We start from the raw sequence: 21,323 nt of genomic DNA on the forward strand, positions 1-21,323 counted from the left end.
TGCCGGCAGTTGAACGGGGCGTTTGAGGATACGCTTTTGTTGCCGGGGCTTATGTATCAGATTTATAATATCTTTGAGGATCGCGCAGAAGTCGCCAATAAAGAATATGTTATTTTAACCATGCGGAAGAGGTTCCAGTTCATCTTTCTTATCGCGGTTTTGACCGCCACCGGTATACTCTTTTTTCAGCTCTATTGGGTATACAGCGTGTATAAGACGGGAAAGGAAAATTTCAGCAAAACGCTGACCGCTGTCTTAGAGAAAAGCATTGTATCTTATGAACTGCAGCAAAATCAATTACCGGCTTCCCTAAAATATAAGACCCCGTCATTGTCGGTCTTTATGGATACCACGGTAGAAAATCAGGTGCCGGATTCGGTAAAATCCATGCTGAAAAATGCAAAAACGATCTTTACGGTGCGGTATAAAAGCATGGCCATCAATTCCAATGACTTACCGATGGTGAAGCTGATGCTGGCGCGTTTAATCGCTCAGCAACTGAGTAAGCCCGTAAAAATGGATGTGCTGGCGGCGATTTATAAGGGAGAATTGGCTAAAGAAAAGGTGCGGTTGCCATTTCGCCTGGTCTTATTTAAAAATCAAAAGTCTGTTGCGGCCGGTCATATCGGCGTACCTGTTGGCTTTCTTCAATCTCCGGCGGTCATCGAAGCGGAGTTTGGTGATTTGCTGATGTTGTCCCTGAAACAGAATATGTTCCCGGTCCTTGTTTCTTTCTTACTGATTTGTTTGTCCGCCGGATGCCTTTTCTATATGGGCCGTGTCATCAAAACCCAAATACAATTGGATGATATCAAAAACGATTTTATCAATAACATGACGCATGAATTAAGGACGCCGATCTCTATTTTAAATACGTCTAACGAGGCGCTGCTTTATTTCGGAGCCGCGGAGGACCCGGCGAAGATTCGCCGTTATCTTCATATCAATACGGCGGTGCTCGAAAAGTTGAGCGCTAATGTGGAACGGATTTTAGATATTACGCGATATGAACAGGGCCTTAAGCTGGCCAAAAGGGAACCGGTCGGTCTCCGCGCCTTACTCGAAAATACTTTACACCTGTTTGCAGGGAGCGCGGAAACGGTGATCAGTTTATTTTATCACTTGCCCCAGGAAGAAATCGTGACAGATGGATATATGATCAGCACGATCGTGTCTAATCTCATTGATAACGCGATCAAATACAGCCATGCCAAGGTCAAGGTGGAGGTTATCGTAAACGGGTTATCCGCATCCTGGCAGCTCATCGTTAAAGATAATGGGAGCGGGATGGCTTCATCCGTTTTGCCCTTTATATACGATAAATTTTTTCGGATCCAGGAAGGTGATGTACATGAGGTAAAAGGCTACGGTCTTGGGCTGAGCTATGTCAAACAATTGGTGACGACTCTGGGTGGCGTGATCAGAGTGGAAAGCGAGCAGGGGAAAGGGACATCCTTTATCATTAATTTTCCTTACTGATGGAAGGTATCAAAATACTCTTGGTGGAAGACGAGGATGTTCTGGCCTTGCTGGTCAAGGAGTCATTGGAAACAAGGGGGTTCCAGGTATCGGTAGCGACCAACGGTGTCGATGGCTGGGCAAAGTTCAATGCCCTGAAGCCCGATGTCTGTGTTGTTGACATCATGATGCCAAGAAAGGACGGGTGGTCACTCGTCGCTGATATTCGCTTGGTTGATGAACTCGTGCCGGTCATCTTTTTGACTGCAAAAACACGGGTGGAAGATGTGCTTAAAGGCCTGGATATGGGGGCCGATGATTATCTTAAAAAGCCGTTTAGCATGGAGGAGCTGATCATGCGGATCAAGGCTTTGTTAAGACGCAGCGTGCTCAAAACGGAATTGGCGGTAGCACCTTATCATAACCGGCAATTGGGCAAACTGCTGTTTGACCCCTTCGCCTTGAAATTGTACAATGGCGATAACATTATTGATCTTTCAAAAAGGGAAGCGGGTCTCCTGGAGCTTTTACTTCAATATAAGAACCAGTTAACGGACCGGAGAACCGCATTGATCAAACTGTGGGGCAACGATGATGTCTTTAGTGCGAGGAGTATGGATGTCTATATCACCAGGCTGCGCAAGTTTTTGCGGGATGACCCGGCGTTAGATATCATCAATGTGCGCGGCCAGGGCTATATGTTAACGGAACGCCGGACTTAAAGGAATGTGGATGGTATTGATTTATCAGGACCGCCAGGTGCCTGGCGGTCCTGATGGTTTATTTGCCAAAGAAAAGTTCCGCCATGTTATTTCTGAACTGCTCCGCGCCCTGCGCTAAGCGTTGTTGAACATAGACATGGGCGTCTTTGCCGGCGACATACCGCAGTTGTTTTTTCCCATCTGTAGCCGCTTCGAAAACGACTTCGGCGAGTTCTTCTGCGGTAGAAACGCTGGTTGGTGTTTTTCCGCTCAGGAATGCTTGGTACATCTGCTCAAACGCGTCCTGGTAAGATTCATGCTGCGCGATGACCATATTATCCCGAAAAGAACTGGCGATGGCACCCGGTGATATGGTTTTTACGCCGATATTAAACGGCGCCAGTTCAAAGGAAAGGCTTTCGTATAACCCTTCCACTGCCCATTTGCTGCCGCAGTAAACGGTATTGAAAGGAAAGGTGATCAATCCGCCAATCGACGTGGTGGCCAGGAAAAGTCCCTGCTTGCGCTGGCGAAAATAGGGGATAAACGCGCGGGTCACCCGAATGACGCTTAGTAAGTTGACGTCTAACTGCTGTTGTAATTGCGTGTCGGTATAGGATTCTAAAGGACCGGTCAACCCAACACCAGCATTGTTCCATACGACGTCTACCTCCGATGCAATGGCTTTTTCTACGGTTTCCGCTATCTGGGAAGTATGGGTAAGATCAAGGGGGAGAACAGTGATGTATCTGTGGGCGGCCAATTCGGCGCCGCGTTCAGGATCACGCATGGTGGCAATCACTTTCCAGCCATTATTGGCGAATTTTAGCGCGGCGGCCTTTCCTAATCCGCTGGACGCTCCGGTAATCAATATAGTTTGCATTTTATCGCTGATTTTTAATAAATCAAAGGTAGAATGGCCGGGTTTTTAAAAAGTATGAGATTCAAACCGGAAATTATGAGTTTGCAGCATGCTGTTTACGGAAGGCGTTGGCGCTTTGACCGGTATGGCGCTTAAAGAATACCTGAAAGTTGGAGGCATGGCCAAAACCCAGGCCGTATGCCAGTTCTGCGATATTTTGATTTCCGTGCAATAGCCTGGACTTGGCCTCGCTTAATAGACGTTCGGAGATATGCTGAGTCGTGGATTTTCCCGTGACTGCTTTCAGAACCCGGTTTAAATGGTTGGGGTGAACCGAAAGGTGCAAGGCGTATTGTTGCGCATTCCATAGATCAGGGCTATGATTTGTTGCGTTTTGCAGAAACTGGGTATCCAACAATTTCAGAAAAAGATCAGTTAATCGCAGTTTCGATGCGTTAAGTATCGCGGTTTTTTGCTGGGGCGCGATTTTCAGGGCCTCATGAATGATCAATTGCATATAGGCGCGAAGTAAATCCGGTTTGCATTCAGTCGATTGTGCTTCCGCTGTTAACCGTTCAAAAACTTGGCAAAGAAAGGTGGCTGTCTTTTCATCCAGGGGCAGCGCATGCGTACCGCCTACTTTAAAAAGCGGCGAACCGGCCAATTCTCCTTCCCGAAGCTGGCCATTGATAAACTCCTCCGTAAAAAGGCAAAAGTAACCTTGTTCGCGTTCCGTGGAGTGTGACGCATAGGCATATGGAATCATGGGGTTGGTAAAAAGTAGGGTATGATCCTTAATTTTGATTTCCTGGTCGGTGTGGTACAATATCCCTTCGCCTCTGGTCAGGAGGGAGATTTTATAAAAGTCTCTGCGTGAATAGTCTTTACTTAGCGACGATGTGTGATTTTCCATTTTTCCGGCGAAATAACCTGCCGCCGTGATGGCTTTGGGCATGGTTAAACCGCGTTCCGGGGCATTATTTCGTCTAGCTTTCATGGATCAAAATTAGGAACAAATCTAAAGTTTAAATACCCAAACTCTTGCAATGGTATATTTAACCGTACACTTATGATGCGGGTGGCCAGAAATTACGGAATACGGGGAGTGATGGAAGCTGGGATTATATCAATGGTATTGTTTATAACAATAACGCGATCAGTTTTATCCAAACGGAAGAAGGACGAGCTATACCGAATGGTGGGAATTACCATTATGAATACAATTTATCGGATAACCTGGGCAATGTACGGGTTTCCTTTGATAAGAATCCGGCCAATAGCGCGGTGAGGACCTTACAGGAAGATGAATACTACGCTTTTGGATTGAGGAGTCTGAAACAAGACAATTCGAATAATAACCGTTATCTTTATAATGGAAAAGAGATACAGACTGATTTAAGCAATCAGTACGATTACGGTGCAAGGTTCTATGATCCGGTGATTGCCAGGTGGAATGTGATTGATCCGAAAGCGGAAGCCGATAGAAGATGGTCTGTATACGTCTACGGCTTTGATAATGCAATAAGATTTGAAGACCCGGACGGGATGGAGGCGGAAGAAGGGGGCTGTTGTGATGTACCAAGTGGAGGGCCTGTTATTACTAATATGCCTAGAACGGTCGGAGGACATCTAGTATCAACGGCAGGATTTAATAGTCCTGCTCCGATACCAAAAATGGATGCTGAGACCTTGGCGGGTGGTTTAGCCATTAGCGGAACCGCGACAGCTGGTGCTGGATACGTTTTTGCTCCATTTACAGGAGGGGCATCTTTAGAATTAGTTCCGATTGGCGAAGGCATCAGTTCACTGAGCTCAGCCATATCAGCTACAAAGGACGTTAGTGACGGGCATTATGGGAGTGCACTTACGACAATAGCACTAGATAGAGGATTTGGCTCATTAGGTAAAGTAGTGGAGGAGTCAAAGGGGATTACAAGTGTTGGAAAAGTGATTTTGCGTGGAACCGCTTTTGCTGCTAACAAGATAGCTGAAAATATAGCTGAAAAATTTAAAGCGGATCACGAACAGAAAAAAGAAGTTAAAGAGGCTCCGAAATTGGCTAATACGAAGGCGAACAAGGATAGTGAGAAGAACGCCAAAGAATTCTTTAAAAAGGCAGAAGAAAAAGAAAAGAAAAAAAAATAGTAGGAGTATGAGTATTTTATATACAATAGGGGGATGCATTTTATTAATGTACGGAATTTGGCAAACTATAACTTCCGCCAAAGTTTTTATAAGAGGAGAGCAAGATAGACTTGGAGCAGATATTAAAATATTGGGGGTTGGAATTACTTGTATTATCTGCGGCATTATAATAATTTTACAACATGTTTAGCATTGCCAAAGCCCAGGCTACTGCAAGGGTTTTAGCTACCGTAATGTAATGTATCCCTGCTGGCGCACATCAGTGGTGTGAGCAAGTATTAATAAATAACAATAAGCCCAACCAAGAGGGCTTTACTTTTTATAAGCTATTCGGGTCTTAGCATACTGAATGAGGCCATCTATAGCGTACATAATGTGTTCTCTGTCCTCATTAGGCAGTTGCCGGATACTTATTGCCTTATCTAATAAGGATTGATCTATCTGCTTATCGGCCTTGCCTACCAAGTAGTCCGACGATACGCTAAGTGCATCAGCAATCTTACTTGCCACCTATATGAAGTGTATGCCAACATGTTTAGTAAGCAAATATAAAAATTATTGCAATTGTCAGCTTATAGCAAGGCAAGCTGTACTCAGGCAAAACCTTTTAAATTTTGCCGATGGTGCTGATGATATTCGATTGTTAAAAAACATAGTCTTGCCGTCTGTTGAAGGAAGCTGGACCAACCCTGAACTCGGACTGAGTACTAACGCGCGCTCATCCAGCGCGGTCTAAACTAAAGAACGGTCAATTACTACCGAGAAAACTATTAATGGAAAAAATATTGAAATTATGGTAGATAATATTCAAGTATCAATTAATCGACTTTTAGAAAATTGGATAAAGCAGGGATTTGGAATTTTCCCTGCAACAATTGAGAAAATTGAAAAAACTCAAAGGGAAAAAGAAGTTTTCTTGCCGGAAGATTTCGTAAAACTATATACTGTTGTCAACGGAATGCGAACACATTATCCCGATGATATGGACGAAGAGGGCTTTTTCTTTTATTCAGTTGAACAACTAATTCCATGTGCTGGAGAGTTGAAGGTTCCGTTGACAACCGAACTGGATGATGTATTGATATTCGCAGAATATATGCATAAGAGCTGGTGGTACGGATTTAAAGCACAAAACGGAAGAAACGCTTACACCATCGGCCTTATCCTGGACAAAGATAGTTTTAAGCCTATTACGGATTCTCTTTCAGAATTTATTCAATTTTACCTTGAAGATTCTCCCAGGCTGTATCCGCAATAGTTATTTTATCAGAAATATTGATCCTTTTTAACTGATGTCGGCTAAGCCTGGTTTACGACCATAGCTATTCGTTTGATCGTCGGAAAAGAATGCTCATGTATCCGATTTTGACATCGATAGCAACAAGATGGGTCGGATTGTAATCTCTAAAGTAAGATGACATGAAAAGTGGATCATTATTAATTGCGATTTTCTTAATTGCTTGCACAACTCGGTGCTCCAAAGTGCACGGAATAGCCTGGTCAAGCCTACCGGAATATCCAGGCCAACTTTATTAACACTAGATTACAAGCTATATTTTCAACCACCGGAAGCTCCTCAGTTAATCCAGGGGGCCCAGTAAACCCAATAGAACCAATAGATCAGATAATCCCATAACAATAAACACATTATGAATACAGAAAATTATCATATAGATGAAAAGAAGATAGTCTTTGAAAAAGGACTTACAGTCGAATTTGATTTTCCTATAAAGGAGACCCTGGTATTTAATGATAAAATAATTGTTCTTTTAGATATCGTGGGAACTACTAATACTAAATATAATCAAAATGTCTTTGCTATAGACCGCAATGGTAAGATTCTATGGCAAATAGAAAGAACAGAAAATCTTGACGCTATTGGATACTGTCCTTTTATAAGTATTGAAATGGATAATTTGAATTTAGTTTCGTTTAATTGGTGCGGATATAAATTTATAATAGATCCTAAAACAGGGGAAGTAATTGAAAGAATATTTACCAAGTAACCACCCTTGCGCTGATCTGTGATCAGTGCGTAATAAGGATATAGCATTTGTGATGTGAGAGTAAAGCCCAACCACAACGGTTGGGCTTTTACTTTTTATAAGCTAACCTTGTTGTAGCATGTTGAACGGGGCCATCAATCGCGTCGATATGCGCTCTCTGTTCTCGTTAGCGAATTGCAGTTGATAAACAGTACTTTTATCCCGGTGGCAAACAATAGCAAGAACGGTAAGATACAACCAGAAAACAAGATTCTGAAAATACTGACGGTGCCGAAACGGCATCATTTTGCTTTACTGGAGAGCGATAACCGGATAGCTGTTCACCGGTTAAAAGAAGATTAAAGCAAGCGGGCCCTGGACTGGCCTTCATGCTGAAGCGATCAAACGAAGTTAGCTGAACCGATGATCAGTAACGTTATCATCAATCCATATTATTTCATGCGTATACGGTTTCCCGTAAAAAAGGGGGTTTGTGCGATCTTATTTTTGTTTCAGTTGGTTGAAACAGGGGGCTGGGCTATTATACAATATTCCTAATTGATCAAAAATGAAAACATCTGTACTGCTTTTGGGGCTTTTACTGAGCGGGTATGCTCAGGGTGATTCTGTGGTTTATATCTGCGACAGCGGGCATGCGAAACGGTATCACTTGCGGGATGATTGCAGGGGCTTGCACAATTGCACGCACCACATTGTTAAAATCAGCCTGGGTGAGGCGAAGAGGGGTGGGAGGACGCTGTGTGGTTTTGAGGGTAAGTAGGGCGCTGTTCCGGGGTAGGTTGGATCGAGGTAAATGGTTATATTTACGCATAACCTAATCGTATCATGAAAAGATATCTGATCATCCTGATCATTGCTGCCGGAGTTTTAGTAAGTCGGGGCGGTATGAAAACTCCGGTGAAAAATTATGCGACCTGTAAGGGGGAGAGCCCGTGCAGGGCTTGTAAGAATTGTAAATACTGTAAGCGCTGCGCGAAAGAAGGCTTAACCTGTGGTGTCTGCAAAAAATAGGGGAGATGAGACCGATTTTTACTAGTAAAACTTCCGGGTGGTGTTGTGTTTATGGCCTGGTGGTGTTGCTTTGTGGTTCCTGTTTAAATGAAAGTAAAAAGCAGGGCGGAAACACGAACGCAGCCGTCGATTCTGTAGGTTTGTCGGGAGGGGACCGGCCGGACGCGGTAGCTTCGTACTCCATGGTAAATCCATTAACCGATGCTGATAACGGGGATGGTAATCCGGAGGGGATTAAGGATGGTAGCTATACTGCCACGGTGGATTATGCTAATCCCAATACGGGTTATTCCGCTACTTATACTTTAATGGTTGAGGTTAGTGATGGACAGGTGGTGCAGATCAATTTTCCAAATGATGGTTATCTGGATGATGATCATATTTCACCTGCTGATCTTGATGAGGATGGTAATGCGGATGTTGCGGGAGTGGATGGAAGGACTTATGCTGTTCATATCGACTTGTAGGTTGCTGTGGTGTGGGGATAGGAGCAAGGGTAGAATGAATAGGATTTTTCTTATCAGGGCTATTTAGGATAGACCATATGTGTCGACGATTAAGGGGGAATTTGAAAACACTGAATAGTATACTATAACCATTTAAAACGAAATCGATATGGCAAGGGGAAGTTATGATCCTTGGAAAAAGAAATCTAAAGCAGGAAGTAAAATCCTGATGAGTATGTTGACCACTACTTACAAGGTGGGTAAGGCTGTGGCTAAATCTGCGCCAAAGGCCAAACAGCGGCCGGTGAAAAATCAGGGGTGTATGGTTACGTTGTTGTTTTTCGGTTTGGTGATTGGTGTCGTGGTTTTTGGGGTTTTTAGATTGATCTGATTTTTTGAGTCGATTGGCTATTTAGTTTATTGAAAAATAGTAGCTCGCGCCGGAGGGATTGATGGAGATAGTTCGCGACTGGCCCTTATGGATCGTTCAGGTGTCAGGCTTTCTCCGATAAAGTAGGTAAATACGATCATGATGAACAATGGAATGACGACATAACGCAAAGATGTATCTTATCTCGCAGTGTAAAATCAACTAATGGCTTATCTAAAATAAATCAAAAGAAATAGTTTGATTCGAAAAACGATCTCCTGTTGCTGTTTTGCAAAAAAATAGCGTACTTGAAAGGGTGAAACTGAGCCTTTTTCTCCTGGATCTCCTGCAAGACGGAAACGTGACCTTAGCGCGTGAGATGCGCGATTTCGAGCCTAATGATGCCCAGGACGCTTTGGTTTTACTTCGCGAATTCTATGACCGCGATGTAATAGATATGCCCGGTACTGCCCCGGCTTTTAATGAGGGTGCGGCGCTTTGGGCGGCTCAATATCTCTATCATGTCTGTCAATTGATCCTCCTGCGTGATCTGGGCGAAGACATATTACAAGAATATTTAAAGGGTTTTGAGGGTGCAAGGACCGCGGAGGCAAGTTATTCGGCTGATCTGGTATTACGCTACTTACCAGATCTTTTTCGTTTAGCCAGTGGGCTTTCACCCAATGATCCCCTGGTGATACATCTGCAGGATACTGCGCGGCAATGGCCGTTTTCTTCAGTGGGTATCAACGGACTGGCAACGATACCGGATGCATCCATTTTAACACATCAGTCTTTGAGATTGGCCTATATAGACCGTATTATCTTCTATAAAGATCTCAGCAGGTTAAAGGGTGAACAGGAAAAAATATTATTAAAGGAAGTTTTAGGTGCGCATCAGGCGATATTATGGCCTGAACTGGTGCTGTTAAATAATGAAGAAACGATATGAGTGAGGCTACGCATACTGATTTAATAACCACGGATAAACTGCTGGTTGTATTAAATCATCTTAAGGAGCTATTTGTGGGCAAGGACGAGATCATCGACCTGATGGGCATTTGTCTGGCGGCCAGTGAAAATTTATTTCTGTTGGGGCCGCCGGGTACGGCAAAAAGTGCGACCGTACGGGAACTTTCCAAACTTTTGGACGGTCAGACCTTCGAGTATTTGCTGACACGTTTTACCGAACCTAATGAGCTTTTCGGCCCTTTTGATATCCGAAAGCTCCGTGAGGGTGATTTGGTGACCAATACGGAAGGTATGTTGCCGGAGGCATCACTGATCTTTTTAGATGAGCTGTTAAATGCCAATAGTGCGATTTTAAATAGCCTACTCATGGTACTCAATGAAAAAGTCTTTCGCCGGGGAAGGGAAACGAAGAAATTACCGGCGCTGATGGTGATCGGGGCGAGTAACCACTTGCCCGAGGACGAAGCTTTACAGGCCTTGTTCGACCGCTTTCTTTTACGGGTCCGATGCGATAATGTAGACCCGGAGCAACTGAATGCCGTGCTGCATGCCGGTTGGGTACTGGAACGAAGAACGCAAGAGGAAAAACCACAGATCCACCCGGAAGAGGTACGGCAGTTACAACAAGTAGCCGCTAAAGTTGATCTGGCGACCATAAGACCCGCTTATATTGAGCTTATCCATCAATTGAGGAATGCCGGTCTGCAGGTTTCTGACCGGCGAGCTGTCAAATTGCAGCGCGTGATCGCGGCCAGCGCGGTATTATGCAAAAGACAGGAAGCCAGGTTGTCTGACCTTTGGGTTCTGCGTCATATTTGGGATACTGAAGAACAGCGCGAAATTATTGCGGGTATCGTGAACACGGCCATTGCGGCAGACCAGGATGGGCAGGATCATCATCCGCGTGCACAGGAAAACACTTTACCGGATGCGGAAGAAATTTATAAGGAGGTAGCGCATCTTAGCGCACAGTGGAAAGATCCGGAAGTGACGATGGCCGATCGTTCGCTTATCAAAGACAGGTTAACCTACCTGAACGGCCGTTGTGAATGGATCAGCAATGAGCAGCAGCGCAAATATGTACAGGAGCCCATTGATGCGCTGTGGAACGAAATTATGCAAATCGCATGAAGGAAAGGGTGATCCGTATCGCGGGAAAATATAAAGCGCAGCTTGGAGCGGTCAGGCTGCTGCAGGGCTGGAAAGGTGCCGAAGCAGAAGGACTTGTCTGGTTGCGGGGGCCCCTGCAGTCCCATAAAAGTTGGGTAATGCTGCTGGCGCTGCCCGCGGAAGCCACCTTTACCATGGATGATCAGCACCGGCTTTTTCCTTTGGGGAAGCAAACGCCTGTGGCGATGCTCCCGGAACTGAATTGGCAAAGTTTGGCTGATTTTTTACCGGTCGAGCTGCCTGTTTCTGCACTTCCCGGTTGTATTGACCGCAGGCATATCGGTATCAGATTGGTACGTTCTGCGGAAGAACGCGAGAAGAAGGTCCTGAAAACGGATTTAGCAACCTGGAAAGCTTATACCGGGAATGCGCCGCAGATCCGGCTGCAGCCATTGCGGTTTGCTGTCGATACTTTGGGAAATGTGCTGGTTGCGGGCAATCCCTTACCGTCGATTCCGGGATGTACTTATTGGCGGAATCACGATCTGTTGATACCCTCAGGGTATGATTTTGATCCACCGATACTCGCAGAACTGCTGCATGCCAGATTAAACGACGGAACGGATAGCCTGGTTATATGGGAAGAGCATGGCGGATACAGCACGGTTCCAACGGCTGCTTTCGTGCCGGCAAAAAGAAACATCATTAGGACATTATGAGCTTGGTGACGGATACGGCTATCGATTACTTCAGCGCCCGAGAGCATTATTTCTGGCGCTGGGCGGAGCATGGCCGCGTCATCGAGTTTGCCAATAAGCGGACGATCTGTTACCGGGAAGATCTGAGCTATTTACTGGCTGAGCTCGGCCTTGGTGCGAAATTTCCGCTGGGTAGTATACTGTTGCTGCTTTGTGCCTGCAAGGACAACTGGGAGCAACTTTACGAGGTGGAGCAACAAATGATGCGCAGTTCCCTGGCTAATGGATTTAATACCGCGGATTACCAGCTGGCCGACACCTTGAAAAAAGATGCTTATGCGCTGTTGAAAATCGTGAATGCCCTGCCCTATGAAGCCAGATCAGGTATACGACGAACTGCGTTGATCCAGACCATGGTGGACAGTGTGCCCTCGGATACGACGTGGCCGCTTATAAAGGACATGCTGAGTCAGTTGAATACTGGTGAATTGGATTACACTTTACGGGCTTACCCTAAAAAGCTGGATTTTGATGTCCTGCGTCATGATCTTTCACCGCTTGCCAAGGCATTGGCGGTATTTTCGGATACAGAAACGCTGGCGCTCAAGTTGAAAACGGGTTTGATGGCTTTACCGGAAAAGGTGCCCGTGGGCTTGCCGGAGAACGAAGATGCCGGGTTGTTGGAACAACTGGAGGATGATGTCAGGACTCATTTACTGGGAACGTTAACCCGTAAAATATTGGCAGCCATTCGTATCCCCATGCATCTTTCCGGCACCAGCGACTATTCTTTAGGCGGAGTGGCTGATATTTCTAATCGGGGGCAGTTGGATAAGCTGCTGTTGAGTGAACTGGCACAGGACGATGTATTACTGAGTGCCAGACTCGCTCATAATGAGGCCTTGTATCTCCAACGCGAAATACCACCCGATCAGACCGAACATGAGCTCGGTATTTTTATGGATGCCACGCTAAAAATGTGGGGTATGCCCCGTGTGCTGGCCCTGGCCACCGCATTGGCATTCCGTGAGGGGAAACAAAATAATCAGCATCTGCAGGTATGGGCGCTTGGTGGAAGAGAACGGAACCTGCTCGATCTGGATAGCAAAAAAGGCGTGGTCGCTGCGCTGGAAACACTGGACCCGTCTTTAAATTGCAGCGGACAATTATATCAAGCGGTCAAAGAACAAACCGGGCATAAGGGTAAATATATTTTGATCAGCGGTGAGGAATTTTTGCAGGAAGCGGATACCGCCGCTATTTTTCACCGGGTACGTGATCAGCTCAATTTCCTGGTAACTGTGCGCCGGGATGGATATGTCCGGCTATTCCAGCTCAACCGTGGCCGGCAAAAATTGCTGAACCAGGTCCAGATTGATCTGAGTGATCACCTTTACCGACGCCGCGCCAGACCTCTTGCCCGGCAAAAGCGTGATAGTCATGGTCTGCCTGCTATTTTTCAGGTGGATAACTTTCCCTTGTATTATCCGACTTCCAAAGTAAAAGTACAGCAGAATAATACCCATGTCACGCAGGCAAAGGAGATCCTTGTCGTTACGCAGGATCGGAGGCTTCTTTATTGGCCGGACAAAAATCATGGCGCGATAGAATTGATCGATTATCTGGTGCCTGGCGCTTTTTGTTTTGCAGAATCGAATGCGCATATTTATGTACTGTTGGCCAGCAATCTATCTGCCCAATTGCATTTATATACCCTGGATTTAAAGAAACGATTAGTGGATCATCAGATCATAGAGCCCCAATATCAAACCGGTTATGGGCTGAAATTTATTCAGGATAATTTTTATCTCTTCAGCCAATATGGCCTGGAGATCCTGAACCCGGAAACTTTACAGTTTTTAAAAGCAAGCGAAAAAGACCTGGCGGTTTATCATGCCTACCAACCCTTGATCGCTCATTTTCGTACGTTAACGGTCATTAAAAGACAGATCAATAATGGCTACAGCGTGATCAATTCCGCCCAAAGCATTTATGTGCATACTGCCGGGCTCCTTTTTATGGATAAACGGCGACTCCAGGTGGAAGAACAACAGTTGGTCTGGAAGGAAAGCACCCTGGAGGCTATTGACTGGGTTAAAGCTGTTCAACAGGAGCCGGTCGAATTTGATCAGTTGCCGAATATCAAGTTTACCCGGTTTAGCTGGGCAAATGGGAGCGAGGCATTATTGGATTCCAGGGGCTTGCTGCATCTCAAAAGTATAAATGCCAGTATTCCTGATATCTGTATATGGTTGGTGGTTGACCGGCCCGCGGCTTGTTGGAGCGCTGATGGGGTAGTCAGTGGCTCGGCTTATTTTACCGATCATACGGATGCGCGTTGGACGGAACCTTCTATTTTTTATAAAAATTATATCGAGCGTTTTATTGATGCCCTGAAATCATGATCCTGCAATTAAGTTATAACGAGCATAAGGTGGGGCCGGTACGGGCCGCTATACTTCCCGGCGGTGATCCGGTATGTTGGCTTACCGAGATCAGCCGATGGGGGACTCCTGCCGGTACGCTGAAATGTTTTGTTCTGCCGGAAAGTATCGCGGTTCACCAAGCGGCAGGGCTCTTGGTGATTTTTAGCGGACCGGTCGATTTTGCGCTGCGTTATCCTTATCGGGAGTTTGTTGAGGGGTTTTATATTCCGGTCCATGCCGGTTTAAAGCCGCAGGTGGGTGTGGAGGAAGCCGAAAGCCTGAAGCGCTGGCCTGTACAAGTATTTCACCCGCATATAGGTTTGGTTGGCTATGAAGAAAAGGACCAGCTGAACCTGGCTGACCTGATTGTTTTACCTGCTGTTAAGCCGGCGCTATGGCTGCAGCACATACCGCTGGATAAGACACCTTACCCGCGTCTGCAATCCATCCGGTTGGAGCCGGAGGAGGAACCGCTGGATGCCATGGCTGCGCTTCATGCGCTTATCGAGCAGAAACCCTTTGATGAAATTCCAAATGTGGAGGAGGAGCAACAAGGCAAGCTTAAGCTATTACTCCGAAAAACCGGAAGGTTGCTGGGCACTTTGGGTTTATGGGTTTTGTTGATCCTGGCGCTGATCGGTAAGGTGATTTTTGGCGTGATTGCCGCCTTTTTTCAAATCAAACGCAATCCTTATCGGATCGCCGATCGTCAGGGCTTGTTGCAAAAACTGGAGAATTGGGTGCATAACCGCTTAAAAGACCTGAAAAAACAAAGGGATAGTGAGCTCAATCGCCTGGTTAAGATGTTTGATAAAAACAAAGATGAGGCGCTCAATTATGCGATCCCGCTGAATAGCCCTTACCTGAACCGGGGGGCCGCGCCGAAATCCGGTAAGTTAAGCCGCCGCAATATCAATTGGGGCTTCGGAGGTTTTGGCGGGGGGCGGGTAGATGCCTGGGATCTTGGCGAGTACCGGAATGTCTTGCGTCTGCGTTATCTGGATACTGCGAAAAAGGCTCTGGAAAACGGAGATCATAAAAAAGCGGCTTACATTCATGCGCATTTGCTTGGCGATTTGTTCACCGCTGCGCAAGTCCTGCAAAATGGGAAACATTACCGGGAGGCGGCAGCGCTGTATAAGGATCACCTCCATAATAAGGTAAGAGCGGCGGAATGTCTGGAATTGGGTGGCTTGCTTGGTGAGGCTATCCCGCTGTGGGTGGAACTGAACAATTTTGAAAAGGTAGGGGATCTGTATGCGCAATTGGGACAGGAGGCAAAGGCGCATCAATATTATGCGGATATGGTCAAACGATCTTTGGATAATAAGGACTATTTAAATGCCGCGCGTCTCAGTATTATTAAAATGCAGGATAAAACCGCTGGTCGTCAAATTTTGCTGGATGGCTGGAAGGATGATCAGCAGGCTGAAACTTGTTTGAAAACTTATCTGGAAAGCATAGAGGATCTTGCCGGACAATTGGAGCGGGAAGTGAAACAGGTTTACGAACACCATGTCAGCGTCCGGAAACGCACCGGCTTCCTCAATGTTCTGGCAGACCTGGCTACCCGCCATAACCAGGAAGGATTAAAGCAAACCGCATTGGGGATCGCTTATGAGATTGTCCAGACCCAGACGCTTAGTGGTGATCATAGCGGTTTGCGGTTGTTAACCAAATTTCTGCCGGATGACAAATTACTGGGGCAGGATGCTAACCGGTATATGCTGCGGAACAAACCACAGCATCGAATGGTAATGGCCGATTCCTATATGAAGCTGCAAACGGATGTGCGCTGGCTGGAACTGGTTGCTTATCATGATCAGCTCATCGGTATTGGTGTCAAAAAGCGTGATGTTATTCTACTACGGGCAAATTGGAGCGGCAAAACCACTTATCAAATGTTATTTACATTTCCTTCGGAGCCGCAAAAATTGCAATTGGTAGCCGATGGAAATCTTTCTTCCAACCTGATGCTGATGGGATATGATGTTCCGTTTCAGACATTAAAGAAACTTGATCGTTACAGTGATTTTGAGCGCGAGCTTAATTTACATCAGTTACACTGGAAATTGCCCAATACTTTAGCGGTCGGGCTGCATGCCGACCAGCAGGAACTTTATTTCCTGCATAGTGATGGGGATGATGTTTGTTTAGATCTGTTTTCTTTAGAGGGACGCTTGCTTTATAGAAGCGTCGTTACCCATCATGAGGAGCGGTTGAGTATTTATGATTTGCCGGTTATTCCTCATCCGGCAATGTTCTGGCGAAAAGAGCATTTTTATCTCAGCGGCAAAGATTGCCTGGTCAGAATGGATCAGGAGGGGCGAATGGAGGTTCTTTCTTTACCCTCCGCTGTTATCGGCTGGTCTGTGCCTAATCCGCATGCCGCTTTAAAAATTGCGATGTTAACGGATGATGGCTGTTTGATCGTAACGCCGGGTTTGAAAGAGATGGTGATTTCAGCCGAATTGTTTGCACTGGGCTTCGGCGCTCATCTGGTGCAGCTTTTGGCGGATAATCGTTTGGTTTTGGCCAACGAAAGTTTAGCGATGGTCTTTGATATCAGCAGGGCGCAGCCTAAACTTATTTTTGAGATACAGTCGGAAAACAAGATTCTGCAAATACTGACGGTGCCGAAACGGCATCATTTTGCTTTACTGGAGAACGATAACCGGATATCTGTTCACCGGTTAAAAGAAGATTAAAGCAAGCGGGCCCTGGACTGGCCTTCATGCTGAGGCGATCAAACGAAGTTAGCTGAACCGATGGTCAGCAACGTGATCATCGATCCACATGATTTCCTGCGTATACGGTTTCCCGTAAAAAAGGGGGTTTGTGCGATCTTATTTTTGTTTCAGTTGGTTGAAACAGGGGGCTGGGTTATTCTACAATATTCCTAATGGATCAAAAATGAAAACATCTGTACTGCTTTTGGGGCTTTTACTGAGCGGGTATGCTCAGGGTGATTCTGTGGTTTATATCTGCGACAGCGGGCATGCGAAACGGTATCACTTACGGGATGATTGCAGGGGCTTGCACAATTGCACGCACCGGATCGTCAAAATTAGTCTGGATGAGGCGAAGAGGGGTGGGAGGACGCTGTGTGATTTTGAGGGTAAATAAGGGCGTTGTTTCCGGGTAGGTTGGATCGAGGTAAATGGTTATATTTACGGATAACCTAATCGTATCATGAAAAGATATCTGATCATCCTGATCATTGCTGCCGGAGCTTTAGTAAGTGCGGGCGGTATGAAAACTCCGGTGAAAAAATACGCGACCTGTAAAGGGGAGAGCCCGTGCAGGGCTTGTAAGAATTGTAAATACTGTAAGCGTTGCGCGAAAGAAGGCTTAACCTGTGGTGTCTGCAAAAAATAGGGGAGATGAAACCGATTTTTACGAATAAAACTTCCGCGTGGTGTTGTGTTTATGGCCTGGTGCTGTTGCTTTGTGGTTCCTGTTTAAATGAAAGTAAAAAGCAGGGCGGAAACAGGAACGCGGCTGTCGATTCTGTAGGTTTGTCGGGAGGGGACCGGCCGGACGCGGTAGCTTCGTACTCCATGGTAAATCCATTAACCGATGCTGATAACGGGGATGGTAATCCGGAGGGGATTAAGGATGGTAGCTATACTGCCACGGTGGATTATGCTAATCCCAATACGGGTTATTCCGCTACTTATACTTTAATGGTTGAGGTTAGTGATGGGCAGGTGGTGCAGATCAATTTTCCAAATGATGGTTATCTGGATGATGATCATATTTCACCTGCTGATCTTGATGAGGAGGGTAATGCGGATGTGGCGGGAGAGGATGGAAAGACTTATGCTGTTCATATTAATTTATAACATATTTTATTTTTTTAACTTAAATCACCATGATGAAAAAAATCCTGCAAGTGTTGAATCTGGTTTGCTTGTTATTCTGTGCAACAGCCTGCAATACCTATTATGTCGCATCTGCCAATCAGCCCATAAGTATTTATGCTGATAGGAATATCACCCAAGTTGCCTATGATGTCCCCGCTGGTACGGTGCTGCTCTTAAAGGGCTACGCCAGAAAGGGTTTAACACGGGTTAGGTATCATTCAAATTTGACTTGGTATTGGGTTGATAATACAAATCTTACACTTGTTCCCGGTTTTAACCCGAAGCAATATGATCAATTATATTCCAGCTATGAAACAACAGGAACAGCCACTACCTCTAATGGATATGATGCTACCATACAAACTGGTCCCCGGGGCGGAAAGTATTATATCAACAAAAACGGCAATAAAACTTATATAAAGAAAGGTACATCATCGGGGGGAACGCGGCACGTTGGGGGATCGAGAGGTCATCACTAAAAAATACAACATGTTTAAGGCGGGGATAATCGTTATCGGAGCCTATCTTTTTAACTACCTTCTCATTTCCCGTCAGTGAAGAAAATGTGAAACTAAGAGCGAATTCCACAAGACTTATGAGGGAATTTTCTAATTACTTTTTGAAAATTTAGAGAAACGGGTTAAACCTAAAACTAAATAATATGAGATTAATCAATTTTTGCGTAGACAATTTCAGAGCCATTTCAGGCGGGCTTGAAAATAACAGTATCAATTTCGACGGTTCAAATACCATTTTTATTTTCGGTCAAAACAATGTTGGGAAATCAACTTTCTTGGCAGCATACGAATTTATGTTTTCGGATAGAAGTCCTATGGCCGATGATTTTTATAAAAGAAGTGGATCAAAATCGATGGAATTTGAATTAACGCTTGGGGTAGATCAATATGACTTGAAATACATTCAAGAAAAACAAGAAAAGAAGGTAGCGTCCTTCAAAGAGTATCTTGCGGAGAATTCAACAATAAGGATAAAGAGGACCTTTTCTTTGTCTTCAGACAAAACTAAACTAAAAGTAGATAAAAAGGACCGAACCTGGAATCCCAAAAGTCAAAAATGGGATGATAATGCTTTCGGAAGTATCGGTTTAATACAAGTTTTTCAAGCATTAATGCCTACTCCAATTTTGATAAAAGCTATGCCTTCAGAACAAGAAGTGGAGAGTGTTGTCAATGATATTCTTGCTAGCAAAGCTAAGTTAAAACTAAATGAAACCGAATTTTCGGAATTAACCGATGCTCAAGAAACCGTGAGAAAACTCCAGGAAAAAATGTATAGTCCTGAAATAATAAGAAACTATCAAAGCGAAGTCAATAATCAATTCCAAAAGCTTTTTCCTGATATTACGCTAGAAATCGAGGACTCTGATAAAGTCAAATGGACGGAAGATAAGTTTGGTAAAAAATTTAATGTATCATTCAAAAAACAAAATATAGATGGTTCACGAAATACTGAAATTCCGAGTAATTACAATTCGATTGGGCATGGAGCCGTTAGAAGCGCAATATTCTCTTTGTTATTGATGCGTGACATAGCGGAAGAGTTACCAAGGCATGCTGACAGAAAAGAGTATTTAATTTTATTTGAGGAGCCGGAGTTATTTTTATACCCCAAAATATTAAAAAGCTTAAGGGAATTAATATATTCTGTAAGTGATTTAAACTATCCATATCAAATTTTATGCGCCTCGCATTCCCCTCAAATGATTGATTTAGCGAAACGAAACTCGACGCTTGTCAGAATGGTCAGAAGTAATGATGGTACAAAAATGTATCAAATCAAAGATGAGGACCTAAGGGAAGCGAAAGGTTCTTCAACATTAGAAGATCTGAAACAAGCCATGTATGAGGTACTTCGATTTAACCCTTATATCTGTGAATCTTTTTATGCAGATGAAGTGCTTCTCGTTGAAGGGCCAACTGAAGAAGTTATAATTAGGGGGATTTTACAAAAGTTAAACCCTATTAAAGATTTATTTATCGTGAATTGCGGAACGGTGAATAATATGCCTTTTTATCAAAAAGTATATCGCAAATTTGCCATACGTACCCATGTAATTTGTGATACAGACGAGGCAGAAATTGGAAATTTGGATGAATTTAGTAATCCCTCTTTTACAAGTGGAATACAAGGTTCTATATACTTAGAACATCTGATTAACTGCAATAGTGTTCCAAAAACTGGAGGTTTGCTTCGAGTTCATGCTACAACTTTTGAGGTTGCTCATGTTCACGAAAGTATAAATCTTATTCTTAAATATCCGAATAATTATTCTCAAAATCATGGCAAGCCATTTAATGCAAATAAATATTGGCTTGAGGTGTTGGAACCTAATTTTAATGATACTAATATAGACTCGGTGCCTATTGTTTTTTACTTAAAGGAGATTATTCAGTTTTCATGGAATTGAAAAAAGAGACCAAATTGAAAGGTGCCTTTGACGGATACGGCCAAGGCAAGATTTTTACATTTACAAATGGCGAAAAATGGCAACAGGCCCGGTATAAATATAAGTATAAATATAAGTATCGCCCGATGGTAAAGCTTTGGCGAGATGGATCCAAATATTATTTGGAATTTGACTGCATAGATGAAATGGTAGAAGTGAAGAGGGTTTATGATTAAACTAAACTACCTAGGCCAATCCTTTTTAAAAGCGTAATGCATTATATTTAATTTTATGGAAACCAAGTTATTCTCTTACAAAGCAGAAGGCGTCGTGCTCGAACTCTTCAACGATCAAATCAAGTTAAGTCCCATTTTCGACCGAAAAGAACTCGTAGAAAAAATTAAAGAAATCTTAAAAATAGATGGATTCCAACCCGATGAACACAGCCTGCAGTATAAAATTGAAGAAGGTCAGCTATTTATACAAGGTCTTGCTGTTAAGCAACAGGAAAATCGCTCTATCGGCTTTATGAGTCAATCCATAAAAGCAGAATAAGAAGAAAGAATAAAGGCCTGACTATATTTAGCCAGGCCCTTCCCAAAACAATTCTTAATTGTTAATTATTGTGCGTTCTTTTTCTCCGTTACTTCTTTACGAATATCTGTAGCCAAGACTTTCAAAGCCTGCATGGCATTGCGTACACGCGTTCCTGCCGCTTTATTACCTTTTCCATAAAAACTAGCCACATCAGCTTCTGCAGCAGCAATCACTTCCTTTAATTTCTTAAAACTTTCCATATTGATATTTTTAAAGGGAGCAAATGTAGGACTTTGGTTTAAAATACG

Annotated in this window: 22 protein-coding genes; 18 read left to right on the forward strand and 4 right to left on the reverse strand. The window is 44.3% G+C overall.

The genetic code is table 11. The features are described 5' to 3' along the window. Positions 1–51 precede the first annotated feature (51 nt). Both ACTJKG_RS26715 and ACTJKG_RS26720 read left to right on the forward strand, forming a co-directional pair. Positions 52–1,479: a sensor histidine kinase gene (locus tag ACTJKG_RS26715; RefSeq protein ID WP_440740916.1), complete on the forward strand. Its 1,428-nt coding sequence runs from the start codon at positions 52–54 to the stop codon at positions 1,477–1,479. Further along, positions 1,479–2,180, forward strand: a complete 702-nt coding sequence (locus ACTJKG_RS26720) for a response regulator transcription factor (RefSeq protein ID WP_440740917.1) — start codon at positions 1,479–1,481, stop codon at positions 2,178–2,180. Before ACTJKG_RS26715 ends, ACTJKG_RS26720 begins: the two co-directional genes overlap by 1 nt. A gap of 58 nt (positions 2,181–2,238) precedes the next feature. Here the strand turns inward: ACTJKG_RS26720 and ACTJKG_RS26725 are convergent, their stop codons facing one another. Further along, positions 2,239–3,042 (reverse strand): SDR family oxidoreductase, encoded by an 804-nt coding sequence (locus ACTJKG_RS26725; protein ID WP_440740918.1) that lies wholly within the window; start codon positions 3,040–3,042, stop codon positions 2,239–2,241. A gap of 73 nt (positions 3,043–3,115) precedes the next feature. Further along, positions 3,116–4,018 carry a helix-turn-helix domain-containing protein gene (locus ACTJKG_RS26730; protein WP_440740919.1) on the reverse strand — a complete coding sequence of 301 codons (903 nt, stop codon included), beginning with the start codon at positions 4,016–4,018 and terminating at the stop codon, positions 3,116–3,118. Between the two features lie 287 nt (positions 4,019–4,305). Here ACTJKG_RS26730 and ACTJKG_RS26735 point away from each other — a divergent pair, with 287 nt between their 5' ends. Beyond that, positions 4,306–5,166 (forward strand): RHS repeat domain-containing protein, encoded by an 861-nt coding sequence (locus ACTJKG_RS26735; RefSeq protein ID WP_440740920.1) that lies wholly within the window; start codon positions 4,306–4,308, stop codon positions 5,164–5,166. 312 nt (positions 5,167–5,478) lie between these two features. On the opposite strand, the gene ACTJKG_RS26740 is transcribed toward ACTJKG_RS26735, so the two are convergent. Next, positions 5,479–5,676: a hypothetical protein gene (locus tag ACTJKG_RS26740; protein ID WP_172338215.1), complete on the reverse strand. Its 198-nt coding sequence runs from the start codon at positions 5,674–5,676 to the stop codon at positions 5,479–5,481. 283 nt (positions 5,677–5,959) lie between these two features. Here ACTJKG_RS26740 and ACTJKG_RS26745 point away from each other — a divergent pair, with 283 nt between their 5' ends. The 15 genes from ACTJKG_RS26745 (at position 5,960) to ACTJKG_RS26815 (ending at position 21,033) form a co-directional block, all read left to right on the forward strand. Further along, complete coding sequence (locus tag ACTJKG_RS26745; RefSeq protein ID WP_440740921.1) at positions 5,960–6,424, forward strand: SMI1/KNR4 family protein; 465 nt, start codon at positions 5,960–5,962, stop codon at positions 6,422–6,424. A 391-nt stretch (positions 6,425–6,815) separates the two neighbouring features. After that, on the forward strand, positions 6,816–7,172 hold the full coding sequence (locus ACTJKG_RS26750; protein ID WP_440740922.1) for a hypothetical protein: 357 nt from the start codon (positions 6,816–6,818) through the stop codon (positions 7,170–7,172). A gap of 204 nt (positions 7,173–7,376) precedes the next feature. Then, positions 7,377–7,514: a hypothetical protein gene (locus ACTJKG_RS26755; protein WP_440740923.1), complete on the forward strand. Its 138-nt coding sequence runs from the start codon at positions 7,377–7,379 to the stop codon at positions 7,512–7,514. Between the two features lie 674 nt (positions 7,515–8,188). Next, a complete protein-coding gene (locus ACTJKG_RS26760; RefSeq protein WP_440740924.1) occupies positions 8,189–8,650 on the forward strand; it encodes a hypothetical protein in 462 nt (153 codons plus the stop codon). A gap of 148 nt (positions 8,651–8,798) precedes the next feature. Further along, entirely contained in the window at positions 8,799–9,020 is a 222-nt protein-coding gene (locus ACTJKG_RS26765; protein ID WP_440740925.1) for a hypothetical protein, read from the forward strand. A gap of 295 nt (positions 9,021–9,315) precedes the next feature. Beyond that, positions 9,316–9,951: a hypothetical protein gene (locus ACTJKG_RS26770; protein WP_440740946.1), complete on the forward strand. Its 636-nt coding sequence runs from the start codon at positions 9,316–9,318 to the stop codon at positions 9,949–9,951. After that, the gene (locus tag ACTJKG_RS26775) at positions 9,948–11,102 is read left to right on the forward strand and encodes an AAA family ATPase (protein WP_440740926.1); all 1,155 of its coding nucleotides are present in this window, start codon (positions 9,948–9,950) and stop codon (positions 11,100–11,102) included. Before ACTJKG_RS26770 ends, ACTJKG_RS26775 begins: the two co-directional genes overlap by 4 nt. Then, positions 11,099–11,800: a hypothetical protein gene (locus ACTJKG_RS26780; protein WP_440740927.1), complete on the forward strand. Its 702-nt coding sequence runs from the start codon at positions 11,099–11,101 to the stop codon at positions 11,798–11,800. Before ACTJKG_RS26775 ends, ACTJKG_RS26780 begins: the two co-directional genes overlap by 4 nt. Continuing rightward, on the forward strand, positions 11,797–14,184 hold the full coding sequence (locus ACTJKG_RS26785; protein WP_440740928.1) for a hypothetical protein: 2,388 nt from the start codon (positions 11,797–11,799) through the stop codon (positions 14,182–14,184). Before ACTJKG_RS26780 ends, ACTJKG_RS26785 begins: the two co-directional genes overlap by 4 nt. Next, positions 14,181–16,913, forward strand: coding sequence for a hypothetical protein (locus tag ACTJKG_RS26790; RefSeq protein ID WP_440740929.1), 2,733 nt, complete (start codon positions 14,181–14,183; stop codon positions 16,911–16,913). The genes ACTJKG_RS26785 and ACTJKG_RS26790 overlap by 4 nt, the downstream gene beginning before the upstream one ends. Positions 16,914–17,588: 675 nt before the next feature. Continuing rightward, positions 17,589–18,050, forward strand: coding sequence for a hypothetical protein (locus ACTJKG_RS26795; RefSeq protein WP_440740930.1), 462 nt, complete (start codon positions 17,589–17,591; stop codon positions 18,048–18,050). A gap of 29 nt (positions 18,051–18,079) precedes the next feature. After that, positions 18,080–18,550 carry a hypothetical protein gene (locus tag ACTJKG_RS26800; RefSeq protein ID WP_440740931.1) on the forward strand — a complete coding sequence of 157 codons (471 nt, stop codon included), beginning with the start codon at positions 18,080–18,082 and terminating at the stop codon, positions 18,548–18,550. A gap of 182 nt (positions 18,551–18,732) precedes the next feature. Beyond that, positions 18,733–20,499, forward strand: coding sequence for an ATP-dependent nuclease (locus tag ACTJKG_RS26805; protein WP_440740932.1), 1,767 nt, complete (start codon positions 18,733–18,735; stop codon positions 20,497–20,499). Further along, on the forward strand, positions 20,490–20,714 hold the full coding sequence (locus tag ACTJKG_RS26810) for a hypothetical protein (RefSeq protein WP_440740933.1): 225 nt from the start codon (positions 20,490–20,492) through the stop codon (positions 20,712–20,714). Before ACTJKG_RS26805 ends, ACTJKG_RS26810 begins: the two co-directional genes overlap by 10 nt. A 55-nt stretch (positions 20,715–20,769) precedes the next feature. Further along, positions 20,770–21,033, forward strand: coding sequence for a hypothetical protein (locus ACTJKG_RS26815; RefSeq protein WP_440740934.1), 264 nt, complete (start codon positions 20,770–20,772; stop codon positions 21,031–21,033). A gap of 65 nt (positions 21,034–21,098) precedes the next feature. On the opposite strand, the gene ACTJKG_RS26820 is transcribed toward ACTJKG_RS26815, so the two are convergent. Further along, positions 21,099–21,275 carry a histone H1 gene (locus ACTJKG_RS26820; protein WP_440740935.1) on the reverse strand — a complete coding sequence of 59 codons (177 nt, stop codon included), beginning with the start codon at positions 21,273–21,275 and terminating at the stop codon, positions 21,099–21,101. Positions 21,276–21,323: the final 48 nt, after the last annotated feature.

It is taken from the genome of Mucilaginibacter sp. 22184 (assembly GCF_052045695.1).
GTDB lineage: Bacteria > Bacteroidota > Bacteroidia > Sphingobacteriales > Sphingobacteriaceae > Mucilaginibacter.